Genomic DNA, 19471 nt, shown 5'->3' on the forward strand with positions numbered 1-19471 from the left:
CTTGTGAGACGTGAACCATAAAACGAGATCAACGTCACAATGCAGACTCGAAAGCCAATCCCTAATTTTTCGAATAACATTAAACATTTTCTCTGAGAAATGATGCAGGTTATTGAACAGTTTCACTTCCTACGGCCGTGGTGGTTTCTGGGATTTCTACCGTTAGGAGTGCTCATATTTCTGCTCGTTCGACAGCGTGTAGGGGCACAAGGCTGGGAAGCTGTGTGTGATGCACATTTACTCCCGCATCTTTTGGTCGGAAGCAATCGGGTGCAGTCTCGTGGCCCATATATTCTTCTGGCAATGGTGTGGTCGTTGTGTTTATTGGCCCTCGCGGGTCCTGTGTGGTCGAAATTGCCTCAGCCCGTGTTTCGTGCGCAATCCGCACTCGTCTTGGTGATGGACCTTTCCCGTTCGATGGACGCGGAGGACATTCAGCCTTCACGGCTGACGCGTGCGAAACATAAGGTGCTGGATATTTTGAAACGTCGACAAGAAGGGCAAACGGCCTTGGTGGTTTTTTCTGGAGAACCCTATGTGGTCTCTCCACTAACGGAAGATGCCAATACGATTGCCGCCATGGTCTCTTCGCTCGAAACGAGTTTGATGCCGGCAGTAGGCAGTCGACCGGATCTTGCCTTACTCCAAGCCTATGATTTGTTGGAAAACAGTGGGATATCGAATGGCGATATTTTGCTCATGACCGATGGGGTTGAGGTGAGTGACGTTCAAGCGGTGATAAAAAAAATACAAAGCCAACAGCATCGAATTTCTGTGTTAGGCGTCGGTACGTCTGAAGGTGCTCCTATTCCGCAGAGCGACGGGTTTTTGAAAGATGAGACGGGGGCTATTGTCATACCAAAAATGAACACCCAAGAACTGATGGAAGTCGCCAAGATGGGACAGGGACGGTATGCCACCTTACGCATTGATGACCAGGACCTTGAAACCGTTCTCCCATCAGATTGGACGATCGATGATCAACAACCCGATCACACAGCATCACGAACGACCGAATTATGGCGTGAGGAAGGTCCATGGCTTGTTTTAGGAATTATGGCGCTCACGATCCCTGCGTTTCGATCAGGATGGTTAGGCATCGTGTTGGCTATGCTTCTTTTGACGCCGTCTCCAGGTCAGGCGTTCTTTGGAGAAGATTGGTGGTCTCGACCCGATCAACAAGCGGCTCGGGCACTGAAACAGGATGATCCTCAAAAAGCTGCAACATTATTTGAAGATCCGTCATGGAAGGGTGTAGCAAATTACCGGGCGGGAAATTTTCAAGAGGCCGTAGAAAGTTTCAGTCAGGACGATTCGCCTGATGGACATTTTAACCGTGGCAATGCTTTAGCCAGAACAGGAAAACTCCAAGAAGCTTTGCAAGCTTATCAAACTGCGTTGCAAAAAGCCCCGACTCATGAAGATGCTCAACATAACTATGAATTGATTGAGAAATTATTAAAGCAACAAGAGAGCCAACAAGAGTCTAATTCGCAGGAAGACTCTTCTCAAGATCAACAGTCATCGAAGTCTGAACAATCAAAAGAAGACCAGTCTCAAGAGAGTGAAGGCCAACAAAATGGGGAGTCGTCGTCAGAAGAGACACATGCCAAAAATCAATCGAATTCATCGTCACAAGAGGATGAAGAGAAGTCTTCTCAGGATGGAGAACAGCAAGAATCCCAACCCTCATCTGATTCTTCGAAAGAACATCAAGACTCAGGCTCTGATCGCGCTCAACAAGGAAATTTGGAGAATAAAACGGGTGAAGATGCTGAACAGGCTCAACGCGCCGGAAATTTTGCAGATGAGCCTGCAAAAGATCTGAGCGATGACAAGGCAGAGCCGAAGTCTCTGACGACAGCTGGACTCTCTCGAGAGGAGAAAACGGAATTGGAATCCCAGCAAGCGATGGAACAGTGGCTACGTCGTATTCCTGATGATCCGGGTGGCCTGTTACGTCGTAAGTTTCTTCTCGAACATCGCCGTCGTCAGGAAGCTGGACAAAACCATGTCTCAGGTGGGAAAACATGGTGACGCTTCGTACAGGTTTCTTGATGGTTTTTCTTGTGATCATGTTCGGCCATGTGCCCAGTATTTGGGGGCAGACGGTTCGAGCTTATGTTGACCGAAACCCTATTTCCGTTGATGAAACCGTGCGGCTTATTGTCGAGCAGCAAGGGTCGTCGTCAGGTGATGATCCAGATCACTCTCTGTTGAAAAAAGATTTTGATATCTTGGGAACGTCGCAAAGCAGTCAAACCAGTATTATCAACGGGCAAACTTCAGAATTAAGACAGTGGGTGACGACGTTAGCGCCAAAACGTGACGGACGTATCACCATCCCACCGATTACTGTGGGCAATCAGCAGAGCGAGGCTCTTGTTTTGATGGTTCAGCAGCCATCTCAAGGAACATCCGGCGCGGCGGAAAAAGATATTTTTCTAGAAGCCACGGTCGAGCCTCAAGAACCTTATGTGCAAAGTCAGATTGTCTATACCTTACGTTTGTACCATGCGGTTTCGATTCTCGAGGGGAAGATTGAAGATCCTCAAATTAGCCAAGCGGTTGTCGAACGGGTTGGTGAGGATCGTTCTTTTGATACGGTTCGAAATGGTCGTCGCTATCAGGTTGTCGAGCGCCGTTATCTTGTGGTTCCGCAAGCCAGCGGCTCATTGAAGATTCCGTCTGTATTGTTCTCAGGAAAGATCCCTGATGGTCGGAGGTCCCAGTCGATGTTCGACGATATGTTTGGAAATGGTCTTGGTTCGTTAGGAAGAAGATTCCAATCCGCCAAACTTGTTCGAGCTCGGAGCCAGGAGATGACGCTTAAGATTCAAGAGATTCCTTCTGGCATGAACAGTGACACGTGGTTACCGGCTCGAGAATTTACGTTAACGGAAACATGGTCCATTGATCCTTTGGAGGTTCAGGTAGGAGAGCCGGTAACAAGAACAGTGACGATGCATGCCAAAGGACTCACGGGAGAGCAATTACCAGAGTTGCCCCTTTCAGGCAATGATCATGTTAAAGTTTATCCTGATCAGCCTACGATTACCACAGAGTTTGATGGCTCGTGGGCAGTCGGACGTCGAGAGCAAAAGTTGGCGTTGGTCCCGACCAATCCTGGGCACTTGACCATTCCGGAAATTCGCATTCAATGGTGGAATCTCGAAGAGAACAGGACCGAAGAAGCGGTACTGTCTGCACGCGATGTCATGGTTCAAGGTACATCCTCCTTTCCCAATAAACCTGCGGCGATCGATCACAACGTCAACAGTGGATTGAGTCAGGCGGTATCACCTTCTCTTTCAACAGGGTCCAATTCCTCCTTGCAGAAAGAACCCGAGAACTCATTCTCTTCTCCCATGATAGGCCAATGGCCAGCGATGACAAGTTTTATGTTTGCGCTGTGGCTTCTCACTGTTGTTGGTTGGTGGTATGACAGAAGAAAGTCTCGCGCCAATTGGAAGACGTCAACCCCCCGTGTTGGTGAACAAGAGCATAGATCTCTTCGTGAAGCGAGGGAAGCTGTGAAGAAAGCCTGTTTGGAAAACTCTCCTGATCGCACTCGAGAGGCATTGCTCAAGTGGGCTTCAGTGAAGTGGGAGAACCAGGGTCAACACAATCTTGGAAGCATTGCTCGGAAGCTGTCAACACAACAACAGAATCCTCGTGATGCACAACAAGCCATTTGGGATTTGGATCGGAATCTGTATGCAGCTCAACGCGAAGAGTGGGATGGGAAAAAGTTTTGGAACACGATCGCACCGGCAATACAATCTCTAGAAAAAAAGAATGGCACGGGCGCTTCTCAGCGAACACAAGACTTAGCCCCGCTCTATTTGCATTCTTCGACATGAAGTTTCGCATGACAGTATCAGTAAGCAACGGTATAAGAAGACGAGATGTGACTGTCGTGAAGGATGTCGGCAAAATAACGCTATAGCCTAGCCAAGAGGGTTATCTATTATGGGGACGATGGTTGATATTACGGGTTTGCGTAAAGAGTTTGGAGCAATAGTGGCCGTTGATGGCGTGTCATTTACCGTAGGACAAGGTGAAGTGTTGGGATTTCTGGGTCCGAATGGGGCAGGCAAATCGACGACCATGAAAATGATTACGGGGTTTCTAACGCCGACAGGTGGGACGGCCAAGATCTGTGGGTATGATATTTTAGAACAGCCGTTAGAAGCCAAGAAGCGAATTGGCTATTTGCCGGAAGGCGCGCCGGCATATCAGGATATGACTCCAGCGGCTTTTCTAGCCTTTATCGGAGAAATGAGGGGATTTGGAGGCGAGGACCTCCGTCATCGGATATCTGACACGGTTGAAAAGGTTAATCTTCAAAGTGTGCTTGAACAACCCATCGAAACATTATCAAAGGGATTTAAACGTCGGCTCGGATTAGCGCAAGCTATTCTTCATGATCCTGAGGTCTTGATTCTGGATGAGCCGACTGATGGGTTAGACCCCAATCAAAAACACGAAGTGCGCACATTGATACGAGCCATGGCTCCGGAAAAAGCTATTATTCTCTCCACACATATTCTTGAGGAAGTTCAAGCGGTCTGCACTCGTGCCATGATTATCGCGAAGGGAAAGGTGGTCACCGATGGGACGCCAGCCGATTTGGAAGGTCAATCTCCAACGCATAATACCATTGTGCTCACGGTTCGCAGTGGGGACGTCTATGCCATGCAAGCAGAACTTGCGAAAATTGCTGGAGTAAACAAAGTAGAGGAAATAGGGCAAGACGGTGGATTTTCGCAATTTCGCATTTTCCCCGAACGAGGTCGATGGATTATTGCCGAAGTCGGACAATGCGCGCGTGAACAACAATGGGAAGTGGCGGAGCTGCATGTTGAGCGTGGGCAATTGGATGAAGTGTTTCGATCTTTGACCGCTCCCAAGCAGGCACTTACATAGAAATCGTTACTTGTCGCTCGTGAATCGTATCTCGTAAAAATTGGAAAGGGCAATATTGTGGGAAGAATACAGGTGATCCTCAAACGAGAGTTAGCCGGATATTTTGCAACACCGATTGCCGCGGTGTTCATTGTGATTTTTCTTCTGTTGAGTGGAGCATTTACGTTTTATTTAGGAAACTTTTTCGTTCGTGGACAAGCGGACTTGATTCCCTTCTTTGACTTTCACCCCTGGTTATATTTGGTGTTGATTCCTGCCCTGGCCATGCGGCTTTGGGCAGAGGAACGCAAAGAAGGCACTATTGAAATGTTGCTCACTCTGCCAGTAACCATGTGGGAAGTGGTGATGGGGAAATTTCTCGCGGCTTGGGTCTTTACCGGTATTGCTCTAGCCCTCACGTTTCCCATGTGGATTACCGTGAACATGTTGGGCAATCCGGACAATGGCGTAATTGCCGCCAGCTATTTAGGGAGTCTTCTCATGGCTGGAGGATTTTTAGCGATTGGATCGTGCATGTCTGCATTAACGAAGAATCAAGTGATCGCGTTTATCCTCAGCGTAGTCGTGGGATTAGCGTTTGTACTCAGCGGATTCCCGATGATTCTGAATCTGTTTAGCGGATGGACGCCGCATTTCGTATTGAACACCGTCAGCTCATTTAGTTTTTTGACACATTTTCATTCAATCAGTAAAGGCGTCCTCGATTTCCGAGACATTTTCTTTTTTATCTCGTTAATTGCGTTTTGGCTGTTTGCGACTGCGACGATTATCGATATGAAAAAAGCTGAATGAGGGAATTGTGAAGCGTCCTTCGTGAAGCGTGAAACGTCCAAAGAAGATGTAATGACTCTTGACGTGTTCAAAAGCCCTAATAACAAAAAACAAAGGTAGAACCATATGAATAAAACACTGCTGACCGGGACGGGCCTAGTGATTGCGGCGGTATTGTTTGGCGCGGCCAATATGATGAGTAATGCGGCGTTAAGTTCAGCACGGTTTGATCTGACCGAACATCAGCTCTATACCCTTTCTGAAGGGACCAAGAACATCATGCGGGGGTTAGATGAGCCCATTACGCTACGTTTATATCTGTCAAAGAAACTGGCCACGGGACTTCCTGGTATAAAAAGCTATGCCAATCGAGTTGAGGAAATGCTCGAAGAGTTTGAGCAAGTTGCAGACGGGGGCATTCACTTACAGGTGATTGACCCTGAACCATTTTCGGAAGAAGAAGATCGTGCGGTGGCCGAAGGACTTCAAGGCATTCCATTGGAAGGCGGGACGAAACAGTTTTACTTTGGAATGGTCGGAAGCAGTTCGACGGATGTGCAAGAAGTCATTCCGTTTTTTCAACCGGAGCGTGAAGAGTTTTTGGAGTACGACCTCGCCAAATTGGTGTATACGTTAGACAATCCCAAGAAACAAGTTGTCGGTCTGATGAGTGGCCTTCCGATGGAGGGGGCACCTCCGAATCCCATGATGCCGCAGCAAGGAGGAGGAGATCCGTGGTTGGTCTTAGATCACATTCGGCAGCTTGTTGAAGTGAAAACTATTGAAAATAATGCCGTGGACATTCCGGAGGATGTGAGTGTGCTGATGATAGTTCATCCTAAGAATTTGCGTGATGACACGCTCTATGCGATTGATCAATATGTCTTGAATGGCGGCCGCGCCTTAGTATTTGTGGATCCGCATTCTGAAGCGGATCGAGGTGTTGCGACTCCCAACAATCCTTTTGGAGGCACGGGACCAAAGAACTCAGACTTAGACAAGCTATTCGAGGCCTGGGGTGTAGAACTCGTGAAGGGTAAGGTTGTTGGTGATCTTCCTTTGGCAAAGAAAGTGCAAATCCAGCAGCAGTCACGGATGCAGGTGGTCGATTATCCCGTATGGATTGGCTTAGAGCAAAGACATATGAGCACCGATGATATTGTGACCGCGCAAATACCGAATCTCAACCTGGCCTCAGCCGGGATTCTGAAAAAGAAAGAGGGACGTGAAACGGAGTTGATCCCGCTCATGCAATCTGATGAGGCGGCCATGCAAATTGAGGCTTCACGACTGGCGATGATGCCCGATGTTGCTGGTCTCTTAAACAGCTATACACCTGGCGGAGAGAAATTGATAATTGGAGCACGTCTGCGAGGGAATGTGAAAACCGCATTCCCTGATGGGAAGCCGAAGTCTCAAAAGGAGGATTCCGAGTCAGAGAAGGACGGGGTTCAATCTGAATCGACCACCTCAAAAGAACATGTCGCAGAATCCAAAGAACCCATCAACGTGATTGTCATTGCCGACACGGATCTCCTTCAGGATCGGTTTTGGGTGCAAGTCCAAAACTTTTTTGGACAACGGATTGGGATTCCGAACGCGGGCAATGGCAGTTTTGTGACCAATGCTATCGATAATCTGAGTGGAAGCAATGATTTGATTAGCGTCAGAAGCCGCTCGGGGTTCTCTCGACCGTTTACGCTGGTGAAAGCGATTCAACAGGAAGCTGAACAAAAGTTTCGACAAAAAGAGCAAGCCCTTCAAAATCGAATGAAGACCACGGAACAGAAAATTCAGGACATGCAAAGTCAGAAACAAGAAGGTAATGCCTTAATCCTCAGTCCTGAACAACAGGAGGAAATTGCCAAATTTCGTCAGGAATTGGTGCAAGTGCGAAAAGAGCTTCGCGGTGTGCAGCATGAATTGGTGAAAAATATTGATGGATTAGAAGGGTGGGTAAAGTTTCTCAATATTGGGTTTGTCCCACTGCTTATTGGTATCGCAGGTGTGTGGATCAGTGGCAATCGAATGCGTCGGCGAAAATCTGGAAAATGAATGAACGAAGCCGACCAAGAAACATCTGATTTGATGAAGGGTGTCGTATGAAACCGAAAACGTTGTTGATGCTGGCAGGCATCACCCTTGTGGTCATTATTGGAGCCGTGTTCTTTGGTCAGGAACGGCAAGATCAGCCTGAGCAAAGCGGCGAATTGTTTTATCCTGATTTAATGAACCGCATTAATGATATTCATGAAATGACCATCGAAACGAACAATGAAACAGTGACACTTGTCCGGGAAACCGACACCTGGAGCGTGAAGGAAAGCGGAGGATATACCGCGTCCTTTGAGAAGATCAAACCCGTCCTAATCGGAATGGCCGAACTCCGTGTCCGTGAACCTAAAACCAAGAATCCTGATCTCTATGAAAAACTCGGGCTCCAGGATAAAGGTGCTGAAGGATCTTCCTCTGCCTTGATCACTCTAAAGACCAAAGATGCCACTGCGGTAGCCACGTTGCTTTTGGGAGATCAACGTCCAGCTAAAGGGGCTCCAAGTTTGACGGAAATGTATGTACGAAAGCCGGAAGATCCGCAAACGTGGCTGGTTGTTGGAAATCTTCCTATCGAAAGAGTCCCGGGACAGTGGCTGGACAAAGAGCTGTTGAAGATTGCCACTAAACGCGTTCAGCGAGTGCGTGTAACGCATGCAGATGGAGAGATGCTCACGGTCTATAAAGATACACCTGATGCGCTTGATTTTAAGATACAAGATCTCCCCAAGGGAGCGAAGGTCAGTTCGCAATTTAATGTGAATAATGTTGTGACATCATTGGCGCAATTGCAGATGGATGATGTGAAACAAGCAGACGAAGTTTCGGTTGAGACACAGCCTGGCGTCAAGGCCGTTCTTGAGACGTTTGATGGGCTGCGATTAACGATTGAGACAATGAAAAAGGATGAAGCCAGCTACGGCAAGATTGTTGCGGCCTTTGATTCAGCCCTTATCTATAAAGAGCCGGTAACGGAATCATCTGAGGGCAAGGACGCTGGGAAAGAAAGTTCCGGCAGTGAAGACGCGACCGAATTAAAAAAAGATGCCAAAAGTGACTCGAACGCTGATGGGGAGAAAGAGCAAAAACCATCAAAAGCCAAAGAATCGGTCCTGAAATCCGAAGAGGCTGTTCAAAAAGAAGTGGCGGCTCTTAACGGTAAGTTGAACGAGTGGGTCTTTGAGATGCCAAAATTTCGCGTCGATAACTTTTCCAAGAAGAAGCAAGACTTGATTGCGAAGGAGTAAGGACAATAAAAAACAGCAACCGTCTCACTTAGTGAGACGGTTGTTTCGATTGTCCCAACGTTTCCTGCAATTCTTGATAGACTTGCATGAGCCGTTGATCCTCAAGTCGGTAGGCTAATGACAAGAGGATGAGCCCAAAGAGCAACACCAAGATTCCCAACGCCACGATCCCGAGTCCCAACATCAACCCACTCCCCGTCCCGAACCCGCCATCGATGGCAAACATCGCGACAAAGGTTATGGTGCCAATCACGACGATCGCCATCCACAGCGTGGTGATCACGGCTGAGGACCAGGGCGTACGTTTGACCAGTTCAAGGAGAAGGTCTTTCCCATCTGCTTGAACTTCAATGGTACCTTTCAAAGGCCAGGCGGTCCGGAATCTCATGGAAAACAGGTGGTAGTAGGGTCGAATAATGATGAGATTCTGGTCCCGCAAATATCGAGCGAGTCCATGAGGCAGTTCAAGAAGGCCCTGCTTCGTGAAATGTTTGTGGAGGGTGGTGGACCCTGACAGTGTGAGAAGATCTCGTCGTCGTGCGAGGCGGCACCCGTAGCGACTTGCGGAATCCCGAAGACTGGTAAATTGATACCAATCGCCAGAAATAATGGCGATGCACAGAATCGTGCCGAAGACACCTGCTAAAACCATAGTCACTGAACATAACACAGACTCAGGAAATGCCTAAAGCAGAGAATCCAGAGCAGCACATTGACTTGTAACAGGAGGCTCGTCTACTATCACTCCGCGGGGTGGAGCAGTCTGGTAGCTCGTTGGGCTCATAACCCAAAGGTCGAGGGTTCAAATCCCTCCCCCGCAACCAATGCGAGCATGAATATATGGCTCTTTTCTTTTAATTAAGGAAAGAGTCTTTTTTTTTGATTACTGGTTTAGGAAACTGCGTTTTCCTTTCTTAAGTTAAAACCAACTCTAAGTCTCTAAAACAGTAGAAGTCATTTTTTCTTGTAATATTAATGACTTGCGTTGATGATCTCCTTAAGCGGTCTGCCGGGTGATGATGCTAAACAGTATCAAGAGCTGGCCGTCAGTGAAGCTCTTCGTGAGGTAAAAAGTGAAACTAAGTGATCGCTATCTCAAGCTGGTCGAATGGTCTGAAGAAGACCAGTGCTATATTGGAACCTGTCCTGGGTTGATGCTTGGCGGCGTCCATGGATCAAACGAGCGTCAGGTGTATAAAGCGCTGTGTGAAGCAGTTGAGGATTAGATTCAAATCCACGAGGATGATGACGTTTCGTTGCCTGAGTCAACTGCAGGGAAAGTCTATTCTGGAAAGTTTGTGGTGCGTGTGGGAAAAGAACTCCACAAAGCCTTGACGATCGAAGCCATGAAGGAAGGAGAAAGTCTGAACACCTATTGTGTTCGAAGGTTGAAACAGGAACCACGACGGACATTGGTAAAGAAAAATAGACAAAAATCAACCAAAATTCATACAAGGTCAAAGTAACAGAGAGCACAAATGTTTTTGTTTTATCTGCCATCAAGTTAGTGACAAGGCAAACTGGAAATATTTAATGGCCGAAGATTCAAATTCTATTCTCGTATCCAACCCCATTTTACTTTTCCGTCAGCTAGTTTTAGAAATTCCGTATTCTCACCAAAAAGTTCCGCTTCAAAATGCCATTATTCAGTCGAATGTAGGATAGTTTTTGCCTGCCAAATTTTATAGTTGATTGCGAATGGGGGTAAGCAGGTGACATCGAATTGTCTTAGTTCTAATAAGCTCGTGAAAGTTTGGAAAATCCTGCTATCCGACCAAGACCATGCTTCATAATCCTTTTCTGTGAGCTTCTCTAAGAGCTGAAATTGACAGCATGCTTAGAGCATGCCATAATTAATCATGGCAAATCTTCAGGTCAAAAACATCCCTGAATCGCTTCATCAGCAATTGCGACGTTGTGCAAAACGACGCAAGTCTACACTCAGCGAAGTGGTGCTTGAAGCGGTCAAGCGAGAAGTCGCCCGCAGCACCTTTCAGGATCAACTCAACAAACGTTCGCCTGTTGTCTTGGATGTACCAGCAGCCTCTCTCCTTGAAGAAGAAAGACTGCAACGCAACCAAGAGATAAAATGACGACTTATGTGGTCGATGCTTCGGTTGCCGCAGAATATCTTCTACGGACGGACTTGGGGTTAACGATTGCAGGTACTTTTGAAGGTGCCGAGTTAACGGCTCCTGAGTTGCTGGATGTCGAGGTGCTTTCCGTTCTACGTCGATCCGTCCTCACAAAAAGAATCAAGGAAGATCGAGCCCAGGCTGCGTTGGAAGATCTGCTTGCCTGGCCAATCCAACGCGTCTCGCACATTTCCCTTCTACCCCTAGCTTGGCGATTCAGACATCAAATCAGTGCGTATGATGCGATGTATGTCGCGATTGCCCATATTCATGAAATTCCTCTACTCACTGCCGATGGGCCGCTCTCAAGAGCCCCAGGACTTGGCGTCAATATTCACAACATCCGCCTTTCATAAGTATTCCAAAACATTCTGGGCAAGCTTTTTCTCCCACAAATTTTAGGAAAATGCTCGAGCCTCTCGTTTGCCTAGTAGTGAGGCTTTTATCGAACATTTTTAAAATTTCCATGAAATAGGTCTGTATATTTAGGGGGAACGTAGCTATCAGAATGCTCTTCTTTTCGCCTGTCCCCTTGTTGAGGAGGCTTACAATCTGGCCTCTTCGAGTTGTAGTAATTGCTGCTTCCGTTCCCTGCCCCAACGATAGCCAGAAAGTTTTCCATTCTTTTTGACAATTCGGTGGCAAGGAATAATCACAGCTAGTTCATTCGCGGCGCAAGCTCTAGCCACAGCCCGAACGGCGTTTGGTTGATTCAATCTGTTCGCGAGGTCTGTATAGCTGACGGTTTTTCCCGATGAAATGGTATGCAACGCATTCCAAACTTTTTTCTGGAAGTCAGTTCCCCGTATATCGAGAGGGACATCTAGATCCGCTTTTGACCTATCAATATATTTGACAATTTTGTCAGCCCTCTTGTTGAGCATCTTATCTGAATCATTGTGGCAAGATTCAGGAAAACGCTCGTGAAAATTTTTCAGCAACGATGAAGGACGATCATCCATATGAACAGCGCAAATTCCTTTTTTGCTTTGAGCAATCAGGATAGATCCCAACATTGAATGTTTGATTGTATACGTGATTAATTCTTGCATGGTGAACTGTCCTTTTTCTTGTTTTCGTTGCCGATAAGTTTACTATCAGCATGATCTCCACTCCGCTTCTTTGCGGCAGCATCCAGTCTACATGACGTAGTGACACATATACTCGCCATTTTCGGACAGATAACGATATAAATTCCCATGTCCGGCGCTGTTGAATATTTCGCTCCAATAGTCCCCATTTCTTCGTATTGAGACTAGCATCCTGAACAGGAGGGAATGGTCAAAAAAGTCTTGGATCATCTTTTGCCCATTGTGCTCCCACAAACACTTCAATCTGCGAAGGACAGGGCCATATAAGGCCACGACAGGAAATGCGAGCCAAGCCAGCATGGCCGCAGCCCTCGGCACGATTATCTTTGGGGGTAGTACCACATGGCACTCATTTTTTGTTGCAGAGGTACTCCTTCCTGCAATAACGAAAGTGACGCGCGGAGCCTACTCTCGCAGCCTCCACAGACATATTTCATCCTGATACAGTGGAAGCAAGCATTCAAATGACTTAACTTCTTTCATCAAAAGAGAAAGATCAAAATGGCTAATGATGAGCAAAAGGCAAGAGGTACGTGAGCGCGGCACTCTCGTACAGTCTCTTCAAACGTTGCCGAATCACCTCACTGACAGAACGCAGGCTCCTTCACAGAGAACCACGTGGCGTTCAGACGGCGAGAGGGAGAGAACGCCGCTGGCAGCTTTTTTCAACAGTACCATGTCCGAATATGGCGATACGTGGAATAGTACTGGCGATATAATCAAATCATGAGAGAAGATCATTCAACGTATTACACGGCCTACACGGCACGTGATTCACGCTTTGACGGCTTGTTTTTTGTGGGAGTCACATCCACCGGCATCTATTGTCGTCCAATTTGTCCAGCGAAAACGCCTAAGGCCTCGAATTGTCGTTTTTTTGATAGTGCAGAAGCTGCCGAGAAAGAATCGTTTCGTCCCTGTTTACGCTGCCGACCTGAACTTGCCCCAGGCAGTGCTCCAATAGATGATGCTTGTCGAATCGCACATTTGGTGGTTCGTCGTATTGAAGAAAGTTTGGCCGATGAACACCTAAATGTGGAAGCGATTGCCAAACAATTTGATCTCAGTTCCCGTCAAATTCGTCGCATAGTTCAAAGGGAGTTCGGTGTCTCGCCTATTGAACTTGTCCAAACCCGACGCCTGCTCTTAGCCAAACAATTGCTCACAGAAACAACCATGCCGGTGACGAATATTGCTTTTGCTAGTGGATTCTCCAGTCTTCGGCGTTTTAATCATGCTTTCAGGTCCCGCTATGGAATGCCGCCCACGCAACTGCGGAATAAACCCGTGACGGATCGTCATGAGCTGGTAGCGTTAGAAACCTCGAGACTCCAACTTTCCTACCGCCCGCCTTTCGATTGGCATGGAATATTAATGTTTCTGAGTATGCGCGCACTCAGGAACGTGGAGTGGGTATCTAAGGATTGTTATGCACGGACTATTCAGTTAAGAGGGCATCGCGGTTGGGTGAAGGTGGGTCATGCGTCTCAGAAACATACATTGCTGTTAGAGTTTACCCATAGCTTAACTCCCGTACTTCCGGCACTTCTTGGTCGCATACGTCACATCTTTGATCTTAATGCCCGTCCCGATGTTATTAACACCCAGTTGATGCAGGACGTGTTATTGGAGAACCTTGTGGCCGGCAATCCCGGCTTGCGTGTGCCCGGTGCTTTTGATGGGTTTGAGTTGGCCGTGCGTGCCATTTTAGGACAGCAAGTGACGGTAAAAGCTGCAACAACTTTAGCGTGTCGTTTTGTCGATGCCTTTGGTCAGCCGGTGCTCACCCCCTTTGATGCCTTGAACCGCCTGACGCCTGACCCGAAATGTATTGCTGATGTCAGCGTAGGCGAGATTGCCAAGCTGGGAATCATCAGTGTCCGTGCCAAGAGTATTATTGCCCTTGCACGGGCGTATGTGGAGGGAGGGGTACAACTAGATGTTGGAGTTCATCCGCAGATTGTGATGAAACAGCTTGTCGCGCTGCCTGGCATCGGTCCGTGGACCGCACAGTATATCGTCATGCGAGCCATGCGTTGGCCCGATGCCTTTCCAAAGGAAGATGTCGCGATCCGGAATAGTCTTGGTGGTGTCACTCCCAAGCAGGCAGAAGAAATTTCCCAGGCATGGCGGCCTTGGCGCAGTTACGCCGTGCTTCACCTTTGGAATCATCCGCGCTTGAATATGGTACATAGGTAGTAAAAACATGGGGCCGATTTAAAAAAATGCTCTTCGTTGTTTGACAAAGTTACGGTTGAATTATTAGTCTGAACATTCCCTTCCCTACTCATTATTCCATTGAAATATGTGCCATTTCAAAAAATGGCTTTCCTTAATACGAGCGTTCCTTCATATTATGGATGAGTCAAGATAGATAGATTTCGTATTGAGAACATAAGGATATAGCCTCAGTTGCTAAAATCCATACTCAGGAACGAAGGAGTCAATAACCGATGTGCGGCATTCTCGGGCAAATAAATTTTTCCGATAATCCTGTCGATCCCGATTCGTTGAAGGCCATGAGTGCCACGATGATCGATCGTGGACCTGACGGAGCCGGAATCTATACTCAAGGGCGATTAGGGTTTGGACATCGACGTCTGAAGGTTATTGATCTCACTCAGTCGTCACAGCAGCCTATGATTGATTCTCAGTTGGGCCTTGGCATTGTGTTTAATGGGGCGATTTACAACTATAAGGAATTGAGAAAAGAGTTAGAGCAAAAGGGCTATAGGTTTTTTTCTCACGGTGATACCGAAACGATTCTCAAGGCTTATCATGCGTGGGGTGAAGACTTTATTCATCGGTTAAACGGCATGTTCGCGTTTGCCATGTGGGAGAGGGATTCAGAACGAGTGCTTGTGGCGAGAGATCGTCTCGGAATTAAACCCCTCTACTACACCGAATCGTCGACGCAGTTTCGCTTCGCGTCCACCCTGCCCGCTCTCTTAGCCGGCGGCGGCGTCTCCACAGAGATTGATCCTGTTGCCCTCCATCATTATTTAATGTTTCATGCGGTCGTGCCCGCTCCCTATACGTTACTCAAAGGCGTCAGGAAATTAGAGCCTGGCACCATGATGATGATTGAGCCAACGGGAGAGCGGCGACATCAGCGCTATTGGCAACTCTCGTTCGATCCTCGAGCAGATGAAAAAACCCTGAACGAAAAAGACTGGGAAGATCGTTTATACGATGGTCTGCAAGCGGCGGTCCGCCGCCGGCTTGTTGCTGATGTCTCTGTTGGAGTTCTGTTATCGGGAGGATTAGATTCAAGCCTCATTGTAGGGCTTTTGGCTGCTGAAGGTGCGACGGGGTTAAATACGTTTTCTATTGGATTTGAAACTGTCGCAGAAGAAAAGGGCGATGAGTTTTTCTATTCTGATATTATTGCGAAAGAATTTTCAACTCATCATCACAAGCTTCCTGTTGATTCATGCGAAGTCTTACCTAACCTTTTGAATTGCATCCATGCCATGTCCGAACCCATGGTGAGTCATGACGCCATCGGGTTTTATTTACTTTCCAAGGAAGTGTCGAAACATGTGACGGTGGTCCAAAGCGGTCAGGGCGCCGACGAAATTTTTGGTGGCTATCACTGGTATCCGCCAATGTTGAAGAGTCAAAACCCAGTCGCGGACTATCGGAAAGGCTTTTTTGACCGTGAACACGAGGAATTCTGTCGAGTGGTGCATACACGATTCCATCAAGAGGATCATAGTCAGCGGTTTGTGGAACAACATTTTTCACAACCAGGGGCTCAGAGAGCCATTGATCAAGCGTTACGGCTTGATACCACGATAATGTTGGTGGATGATCCAGTCAAACGTGTGGACAATATGACGATGGCGTGGAGCTTGGAAGCGCGAGTCCCCTTTTTAGATCATGAAGTTGTAGAATTGGCCGCGAGGATCCCAGGAGAAATGAAGATCGCGCAAGGGGGAAAGGGTGTTCTCAAGGAGGTTGCTCGTCGGGTCGTTCCGTCTGAGGTCATTGATCGTCCGAAAGGGTATTTCCCGGTTCCTGCTTTAAAGTACTTACGAGGACCGTATTTAGAGATGGTGCAAGACGCACTCTCGTCGAACGTGAGTCAACAACGTGGATTATTCCAGCAAGCCTATGTTGATGAGTTATTCCAACAACCTGATGATCATATCACGCCATTACGTGGGTCAAAACTTTGGCAGCTCGGGTTATTAGAATTGTGGTTGCAGACTCATCAGATCTAAATGCGTCAATATTCTTAAAGAGTTGTTATGCCTCGTCCTCGTCAACGACCAATTGGGCCGACTGTTAAAAGCTGGGAAGTCGGTCCGGCGACCTATCAAGGCCGTCGAGTTAAGCCGAAAGTCGTCTTGGACTGCGGCTGGGGTCGGTTGATTTTTGCCCATACCTTTGTCGAGCCTGAAGAGGTCGCGGCCACGCTCTTAAAAGAGCGTGCTGGACGGCGAGACATTGCCTTTTATTTACGAGACCCGCATGTGGTCTTAGCCCTTCGTCCCCACAAACTGTTCCTCGATCCTTCCCATACGTTTCGTCTCTGGTTAGCCGACTATCAATCCCTTTCAAATCAGAAGCAAGGATTCGTCATCAACCCGGTCCGCTCTCAAGCAGATGTTGATTCGCTAAATAGAATCTATGCGGCACGAAACATGGTTGGTGTCGAGTACGACTTTCTCATGAAACATCGTCGCTCTCGAAAGATCTGGTATCTCGTTGCCAAAGACCAGAAAACGAATGAAGTCATCGGCGTGATTATGGGCGTCAATCATTGTGCAATTTTTGATGATCCGGAAAAAGGCAGTAGTACGTGGGCTCTGGCAGTTGATCCGCAAACGCATCATCCAGGAGTGGGAGAGGCGTTGATTCGGCAGGTGGCTGAACGGATGAAAGCTCGTGGCTGTCAGTATCTGGATCTCTCAGTCATGCATGATAATCATGAAGCCATTGCCCTGTATCGGAAACTTGGATTTCATCGAATTCCTGCTTTTGCCGTCAAAACACGAAATCGAATTAATGAAAAGTTGTTTTCTGGGCCTTCCCCTGATCGACGACTGAATCCCTATGCTGTGATAATTGTCAATGAGGCAAGACGCCGAGGTATTGATGTGGCGGTGCTTGATGTCGAGGCCGGGTATTTTAAATTGACATTTGGCGGTCGCTCTGTCACCTGTCGGGAGTCGCTATCCGAATTAACCTCAGCGATTGCCATGAGCCGGTGTGCGGACAAGACCCTCACGTTGCGATTATTAAAAGACGCCGGGTTATCCGTTCCTGCACAAATGATGGCTGATGGACGAAAAAAAAATCATGAGTTTCTTCGACAGTACCAATCCATTGTGGTGAAACCGCTGATGGGCGAACAAGGGAACGGTGTGAGTGTCGATGTGAGTAAGAAAAAGGAAATGGACACAGCCATCTCCCATGCTGGAACGTTTGGCGATGACGTGATCTTAGAGCAATATGTGAAAGGCGAGGACTTGCGTATTGTGTTAATTAACTATCAGGTCGTGGCTGCAGCAATTCGACGTCCGCCAAGAATTACCGGAACGGGAAAGCATACGGTTGCACAGTTGATTGAGCGACAAAGTCAGCGACGGGAACGATTGACGGGTGGAGAAAGTCGAATTCCTCTGGACCGCGAAACCAAACGCTGTGTGAAGGAAAGCGGCTATCGGCTCGCTGACGTCTTGCCCAAAGGCAAGGCCATGGCTGTGAGAAAAACAGCAAACCTTCACACCGGGGGGACGATTCATGATGTGACGGAAAAAATTCATCCTGATTTAGCTGCGGCCGCCGTCATTGGCGCCAAAGCTCTCTCTATTCCTGTTGTTGGATTTGATTTTATTGTTCCCAATATTTCCAAACCCGATTATGTCATCATCGAAGCCAACGAGCGGCCCGGACTGGCTAATCATGAACCACAACCGACGGCTCAACGATTTATCGACTTGTTGTTCCCCCAAACGAAACATCGATAAACGTCACACAGCCATCAGTGATCACAAGGGATGCTATGAGCGAACTCAAGATTGATACGAACTATCTCACGCATATGCTTCAAAGTTTGTTAGCCACTCCGAGTCCGACAGGGTATACCGATCAAATTGTTCACACGGTATCGGATGAACTCAAACAATTAGGGATTCCCTTTGAGCTTACACGGCGCGGAGCCATTCGTGCGACGATGGAGGGAAAGGTTCGTACGCCAGATCGAGCGATCGTGGCGCATTTGGATACATTAGGCGCCATGGTCAAATGGCTGAAGAGTAACGGTCGGTTAGCGATTGTGCCGATTGGAAGCTGGTCCAGCCGATTTGCTGAAGGGTGTCGTGTGACGCTTTTTACTGAAACCGGTATGTATCGCGGGACAATTTTGCCGTTGAAGGCGTCGGGACATACGTATGGTGATGAAATCGATACGCAGCCTGTGTCGTGGAAAAATGTCGAAGTTCGCCTCGATGAAGCGGTTTCGAATGGCAATGAGTTTGTTGAGCCGCTCTCAACCGAACATGATCTCAAGAAACTCGGGATCAATATTGGAGATTTTATTGCGATTGATCCGTCAACGGAAATGGGCCCCAATGGGTTTATTAACTCGCGACATTTGGATGATAAAGCGGGAGTCGCGACAATCCTGGCTGCAGCCAAAGCCATGGTTGATGCGGGGGTGGCACCGCCTGTGGATTGTCATTTGCTGTTTACGATTTCCGAAGAAGTGGGATCAGGGGCATCGGCCGTCCTGCATGGCGATGTCGCAGAAATGGTGACGATTGATAACGGGACGCCTGCCCCGTTTCAAGCGTCAAGCGAATTTGGGGTGACTATTGCCATGGCCGATTCAGCCGGGCCTTTTGATTATCATTTGGTTCGTCGTCTGATCGCGCTTTGTACGGATTATGCTATTCCCTTCCAACGAGATATTTTTTGCGATTACCGAAGTGACAGCGCTTCCGCAGTAGAAGCGGGGAACGATATTCGAACGGCACTGATCACGTTCGGGGTGGATTCTTCCCATGGATATGAACGGACACATCTGAGTTCTCTGAATGCCATTGCCAAATTACTCGCTATCTATATGCGGAGTGAACCGGTATTTTGGAGAGATCGCGACACGTTAGGGACAGCCAGTGATTTCCCCAAACAGCTACCGATCGAAGACTCTTCTTTTTCCATTCCTGAAAAAGATGCAGCCTCAAGGCGCTCATGATCCTGTGTGTAGTGCAGTATAGGAAAGGAGAACCTTCGC

Annotated in this window: 16 protein-coding genes and 1 tRNA gene; 15 read left to right on the forward strand and 2 right to left on the reverse strand. The window is 47.8% G+C overall.

From position 1 onward, the window contains the following. Positions 1-99: 99 nt before the first annotated feature. The 6 genes from ACWQXP_RS15625 to ACWQXP_RS15650 all read left to right on the forward strand — a co-directional run bounded on the left by ACWQXP_RS15625 (position 100) and on the right by ACWQXP_RS15650 (position 8999). The gene (locus tag ACWQXP_RS15625) at positions 100-2037 is read left to right on the forward strand and encodes a VWA domain-containing protein (RefSeq protein WP_454063803.1); all 1938 of its coding nucleotides are present in this window, start codon (positions 100-102) and stop codon (positions 2035-2037) included. Further along, positions 2031-3863: a BatD family protein gene (locus ACWQXP_RS15630; protein ID WP_454063804.1), complete on the forward strand. Its 1833-nt coding sequence runs from the start codon at positions 2031-2033 to the stop codon at positions 3861-3863. Before ACWQXP_RS15625 ends, ACWQXP_RS15630 begins: the two co-directional genes overlap by 7 nt. Before the next feature lie 109 nt (positions 3864-3972). Next, positions 3973-4929 carry an ABC transporter ATP-binding protein gene (locus ACWQXP_RS15635; RefSeq protein ID WP_454063805.1) on the forward strand — a complete coding sequence of 319 codons (957 nt, stop codon included), beginning with the start codon at positions 3973-3975 and terminating at the stop codon, positions 4927-4929. Between the two features lie 57 nt (positions 4930-4986). Beyond that, positions 4987-5721 carry an ABC transporter permease subunit gene (locus ACWQXP_RS15640; protein ID WP_454063806.1) on the forward strand — a complete coding sequence of 245 codons (735 nt, stop codon included), beginning with the start codon at positions 4987-4989 and terminating at the stop codon, positions 5719-5721. A 105-nt stretch (positions 5722-5826) separates the two neighbouring features. Then, positions 5827-7755: a Gldg family protein gene (locus ACWQXP_RS15645; RefSeq protein ID WP_454063807.1), complete on the forward strand. Its 1929-nt coding sequence runs from the start codon at positions 5827-5829 to the stop codon at positions 7753-7755. Positions 7756-7802: 47 nt separating this feature from the next. After that, on the forward strand, positions 7803-8999 hold the full coding sequence (locus tag ACWQXP_RS15650) for a DUF4340 domain-containing protein (RefSeq protein ID WP_454063808.1): 1197 nt from the start codon (positions 7803-7805) through the stop codon (positions 8997-8999). Positions 9000-9027: 28 nt separating this feature from the next. Here the strand turns inward: ACWQXP_RS15650 and ACWQXP_RS15655 are convergent, their stop codons facing one another. Further along, a complete protein-coding gene (locus tag ACWQXP_RS15655; RefSeq protein ID WP_454063809.1) occupies positions 9028-9651 on the reverse strand; it encodes a hypothetical protein in 624 nt (207 codons plus the stop codon). 95 nt (positions 9652-9746) lie between these two features. On the opposite strand from ACWQXP_RS15655, the gene ACWQXP_RS15660 reads away from it, so the two are divergent. The 5 genes from ACWQXP_RS15660 (at position 9747) to ACWQXP_RS15680 (ending at position 11490) form a co-directional block, all read left to right on the forward strand. Beyond that, positions 9747-9823, forward strand: a tRNA-Met gene (locus tag ACWQXP_RS15660). 249 nt (positions 9824-10072) lie between these two features. Continuing rightward, positions 10073-10225, forward strand: a complete 153-nt coding sequence (locus tag ACWQXP_RS15665) for a hypothetical protein (protein ID WP_454063810.1) — start codon at positions 10073-10075, stop codon at positions 10223-10225. A gap of 30 nt (positions 10226-10255) precedes the next feature. After that, positions 10256-10465, forward strand: coding sequence for a toxin-antitoxin system HicB family antitoxin (locus ACWQXP_RS15670; protein ID WP_454063811.1), 210 nt, complete (start codon positions 10256-10258; stop codon positions 10463-10465). A gap of 393 nt (positions 10466-10858) precedes the next feature. After that, entirely contained in the window at positions 10859-11092 is a 234-nt protein-coding gene (locus tag ACWQXP_RS15675) for a hypothetical protein (RefSeq protein ID WP_454063812.1), read from the forward strand. Then, positions 11089-11490, forward strand: coding sequence for a type II toxin-antitoxin system VapC family toxin (locus ACWQXP_RS15680; protein ID WP_454063813.1), 402 nt, complete (start codon positions 11089-11091; stop codon positions 11488-11490). The genes ACWQXP_RS15675 and ACWQXP_RS15680 overlap by 4 nt, the downstream gene beginning before the upstream one ends. 189 nt (positions 11491-11679) lie before the next feature. On the opposite strand, the gene ACWQXP_RS15685 is transcribed toward ACWQXP_RS15680, so the two are convergent. Further along, complete coding sequence (locus ACWQXP_RS15685) at positions 11680-12186, reverse strand: methylated-DNA--[protein]-cysteine S-methyltransferase (RefSeq protein WP_454063814.1); 507 nt, start codon at positions 12184-12186, stop codon at positions 11680-11682. Positions 12187-12951: 765 nt separating this feature from the next. Between ACWQXP_RS15685 and ACWQXP_RS15690 the strand changes: the two genes are divergently transcribed. The 4 genes from ACWQXP_RS15690 to ACWQXP_RS15705 all read left to right on the forward strand — a co-directional run bounded on the left by ACWQXP_RS15690 (position 12952) and on the right by ACWQXP_RS15705 (position 19432). Further along, positions 12952-14424, forward strand: a complete 1473-nt coding sequence (locus tag ACWQXP_RS15690) for an AlkA N-terminal domain-containing protein (protein ID WP_454063815.1) — start codon at positions 12952-12954, stop codon at positions 14422-14424. 254 nt (positions 14425-14678) lie between these two features. Next, a complete protein-coding gene (locus ACWQXP_RS15695) occupies positions 14679-16451 on the forward strand; it encodes an N-acetylglutaminylglutamine amidotransferase (protein WP_454063816.1) in 1773 nt (590 codons plus the stop codon). A gap of 27 nt (positions 16452-16478) precedes the next feature. Then, positions 16479-18203, forward strand: coding sequence for an N-acetylglutaminylglutamine synthetase (gene ngg, locus ACWQXP_RS15700; RefSeq protein WP_454063817.1), 1725 nt, complete (start codon positions 16479-16481; stop codon positions 18201-18203). Positions 18204-18238: 35 nt separating this feature from the next. Beyond that, positions 18239-19432 carry an osmoprotectant NAGGN system M42 family peptidase gene (locus ACWQXP_RS15705; RefSeq protein ID WP_454063818.1) on the forward strand — a complete coding sequence of 398 codons (1194 nt, stop codon included), beginning with the start codon at positions 18239-18241 and terminating at the stop codon, positions 19430-19432. Positions 19433-19471 lie beyond the last annotated feature (39 nt).

The sequence above is a fragment of the Candidatus Nitrospira salsa genome (assembly GCF_965152625.1).

Coding starts and splice junctions, on each gene's coding strand:
- ACWQXP_RS15705 (WP_454063818.1), top strand. CDS start 18,239: ATGAGCGAACTCAAGATTGATACGAACTATCTCACGCATATGCTTCAA.
- ACWQXP_RS15695 (WP_454063816.1), top strand. CDS start 14,679: ATGTGCGGCATTCTCGGGCAAATAAATTTTTCCGATAATCCTGTCGAT.
- ACWQXP_RS15680 (WP_454063813.1), top strand. CDS start 11,089: ATGACGACTTATGTGGTCGATGCTTCGGTTGCCGCAGAATATCTTCTA.
- ACWQXP_RS15635 (WP_454063805.1), top strand. CDS start 3,973: ATGGGGACGATGGTTGATATTACGGGTTTGCGTAAAGAGTTTGGAGCA.
- ACWQXP_RS15690 (WP_454063815.1), top strand. CDS start 12,952: ATGAGAGAAGATCATTCAACGTATTACACGGCCTACACGGCACGTGAT.
- ACWQXP_RS15675 (WP_454063812.1), top strand. CDS start 10,859: ATGGCAAATCTTCAGGTCAAAAACATCCCTGAATCGCTTCATCAGCAA.
- ACWQXP_RS15655 (WP_454063809.1), bottom strand. CDS start 9,651: ATGGTTTTAGCAGGTGTCTTCGGCACGATTCTGTGCATCGCCATTATT.
- ACWQXP_RS15685 (WP_454063814.1), bottom strand. CDS start 12,186: ATGCAAGAATTAATCACGTATACAATCAAACATTCAATGTTGGGATCT.
- ngg (WP_454063817.1), top strand. CDS start 16,479: ATGCCTCGTCCTCGTCAACGACCAATTGGGCCGACTGTTAAAAGCTGG.
- ACWQXP_RS15625 (WP_454063803.1), top strand. CDS start 100: ATGATGCAGGTTATTGAACAGTTTCACTTCCTACGGCCGTGGTGGTTT.
- ACWQXP_RS15645 (WP_454063807.1), top strand. CDS start 5,827: ATGAATAAAACACTGCTGACCGGGACGGGCCTAGTGATTGCGGCGGTA.
- ACWQXP_RS15630 (WP_454063804.1), top strand. CDS start 2,031: ATGGTGACGCTTCGTACAGGTTTCTTGATGGTTTTTCTTGTGATCATG.
- ACWQXP_RS15650 (WP_454063808.1), top strand. CDS start 7,803: ATGAAACCGAAAACGTTGTTGATGCTGGCAGGCATCACCCTTGTGGTC.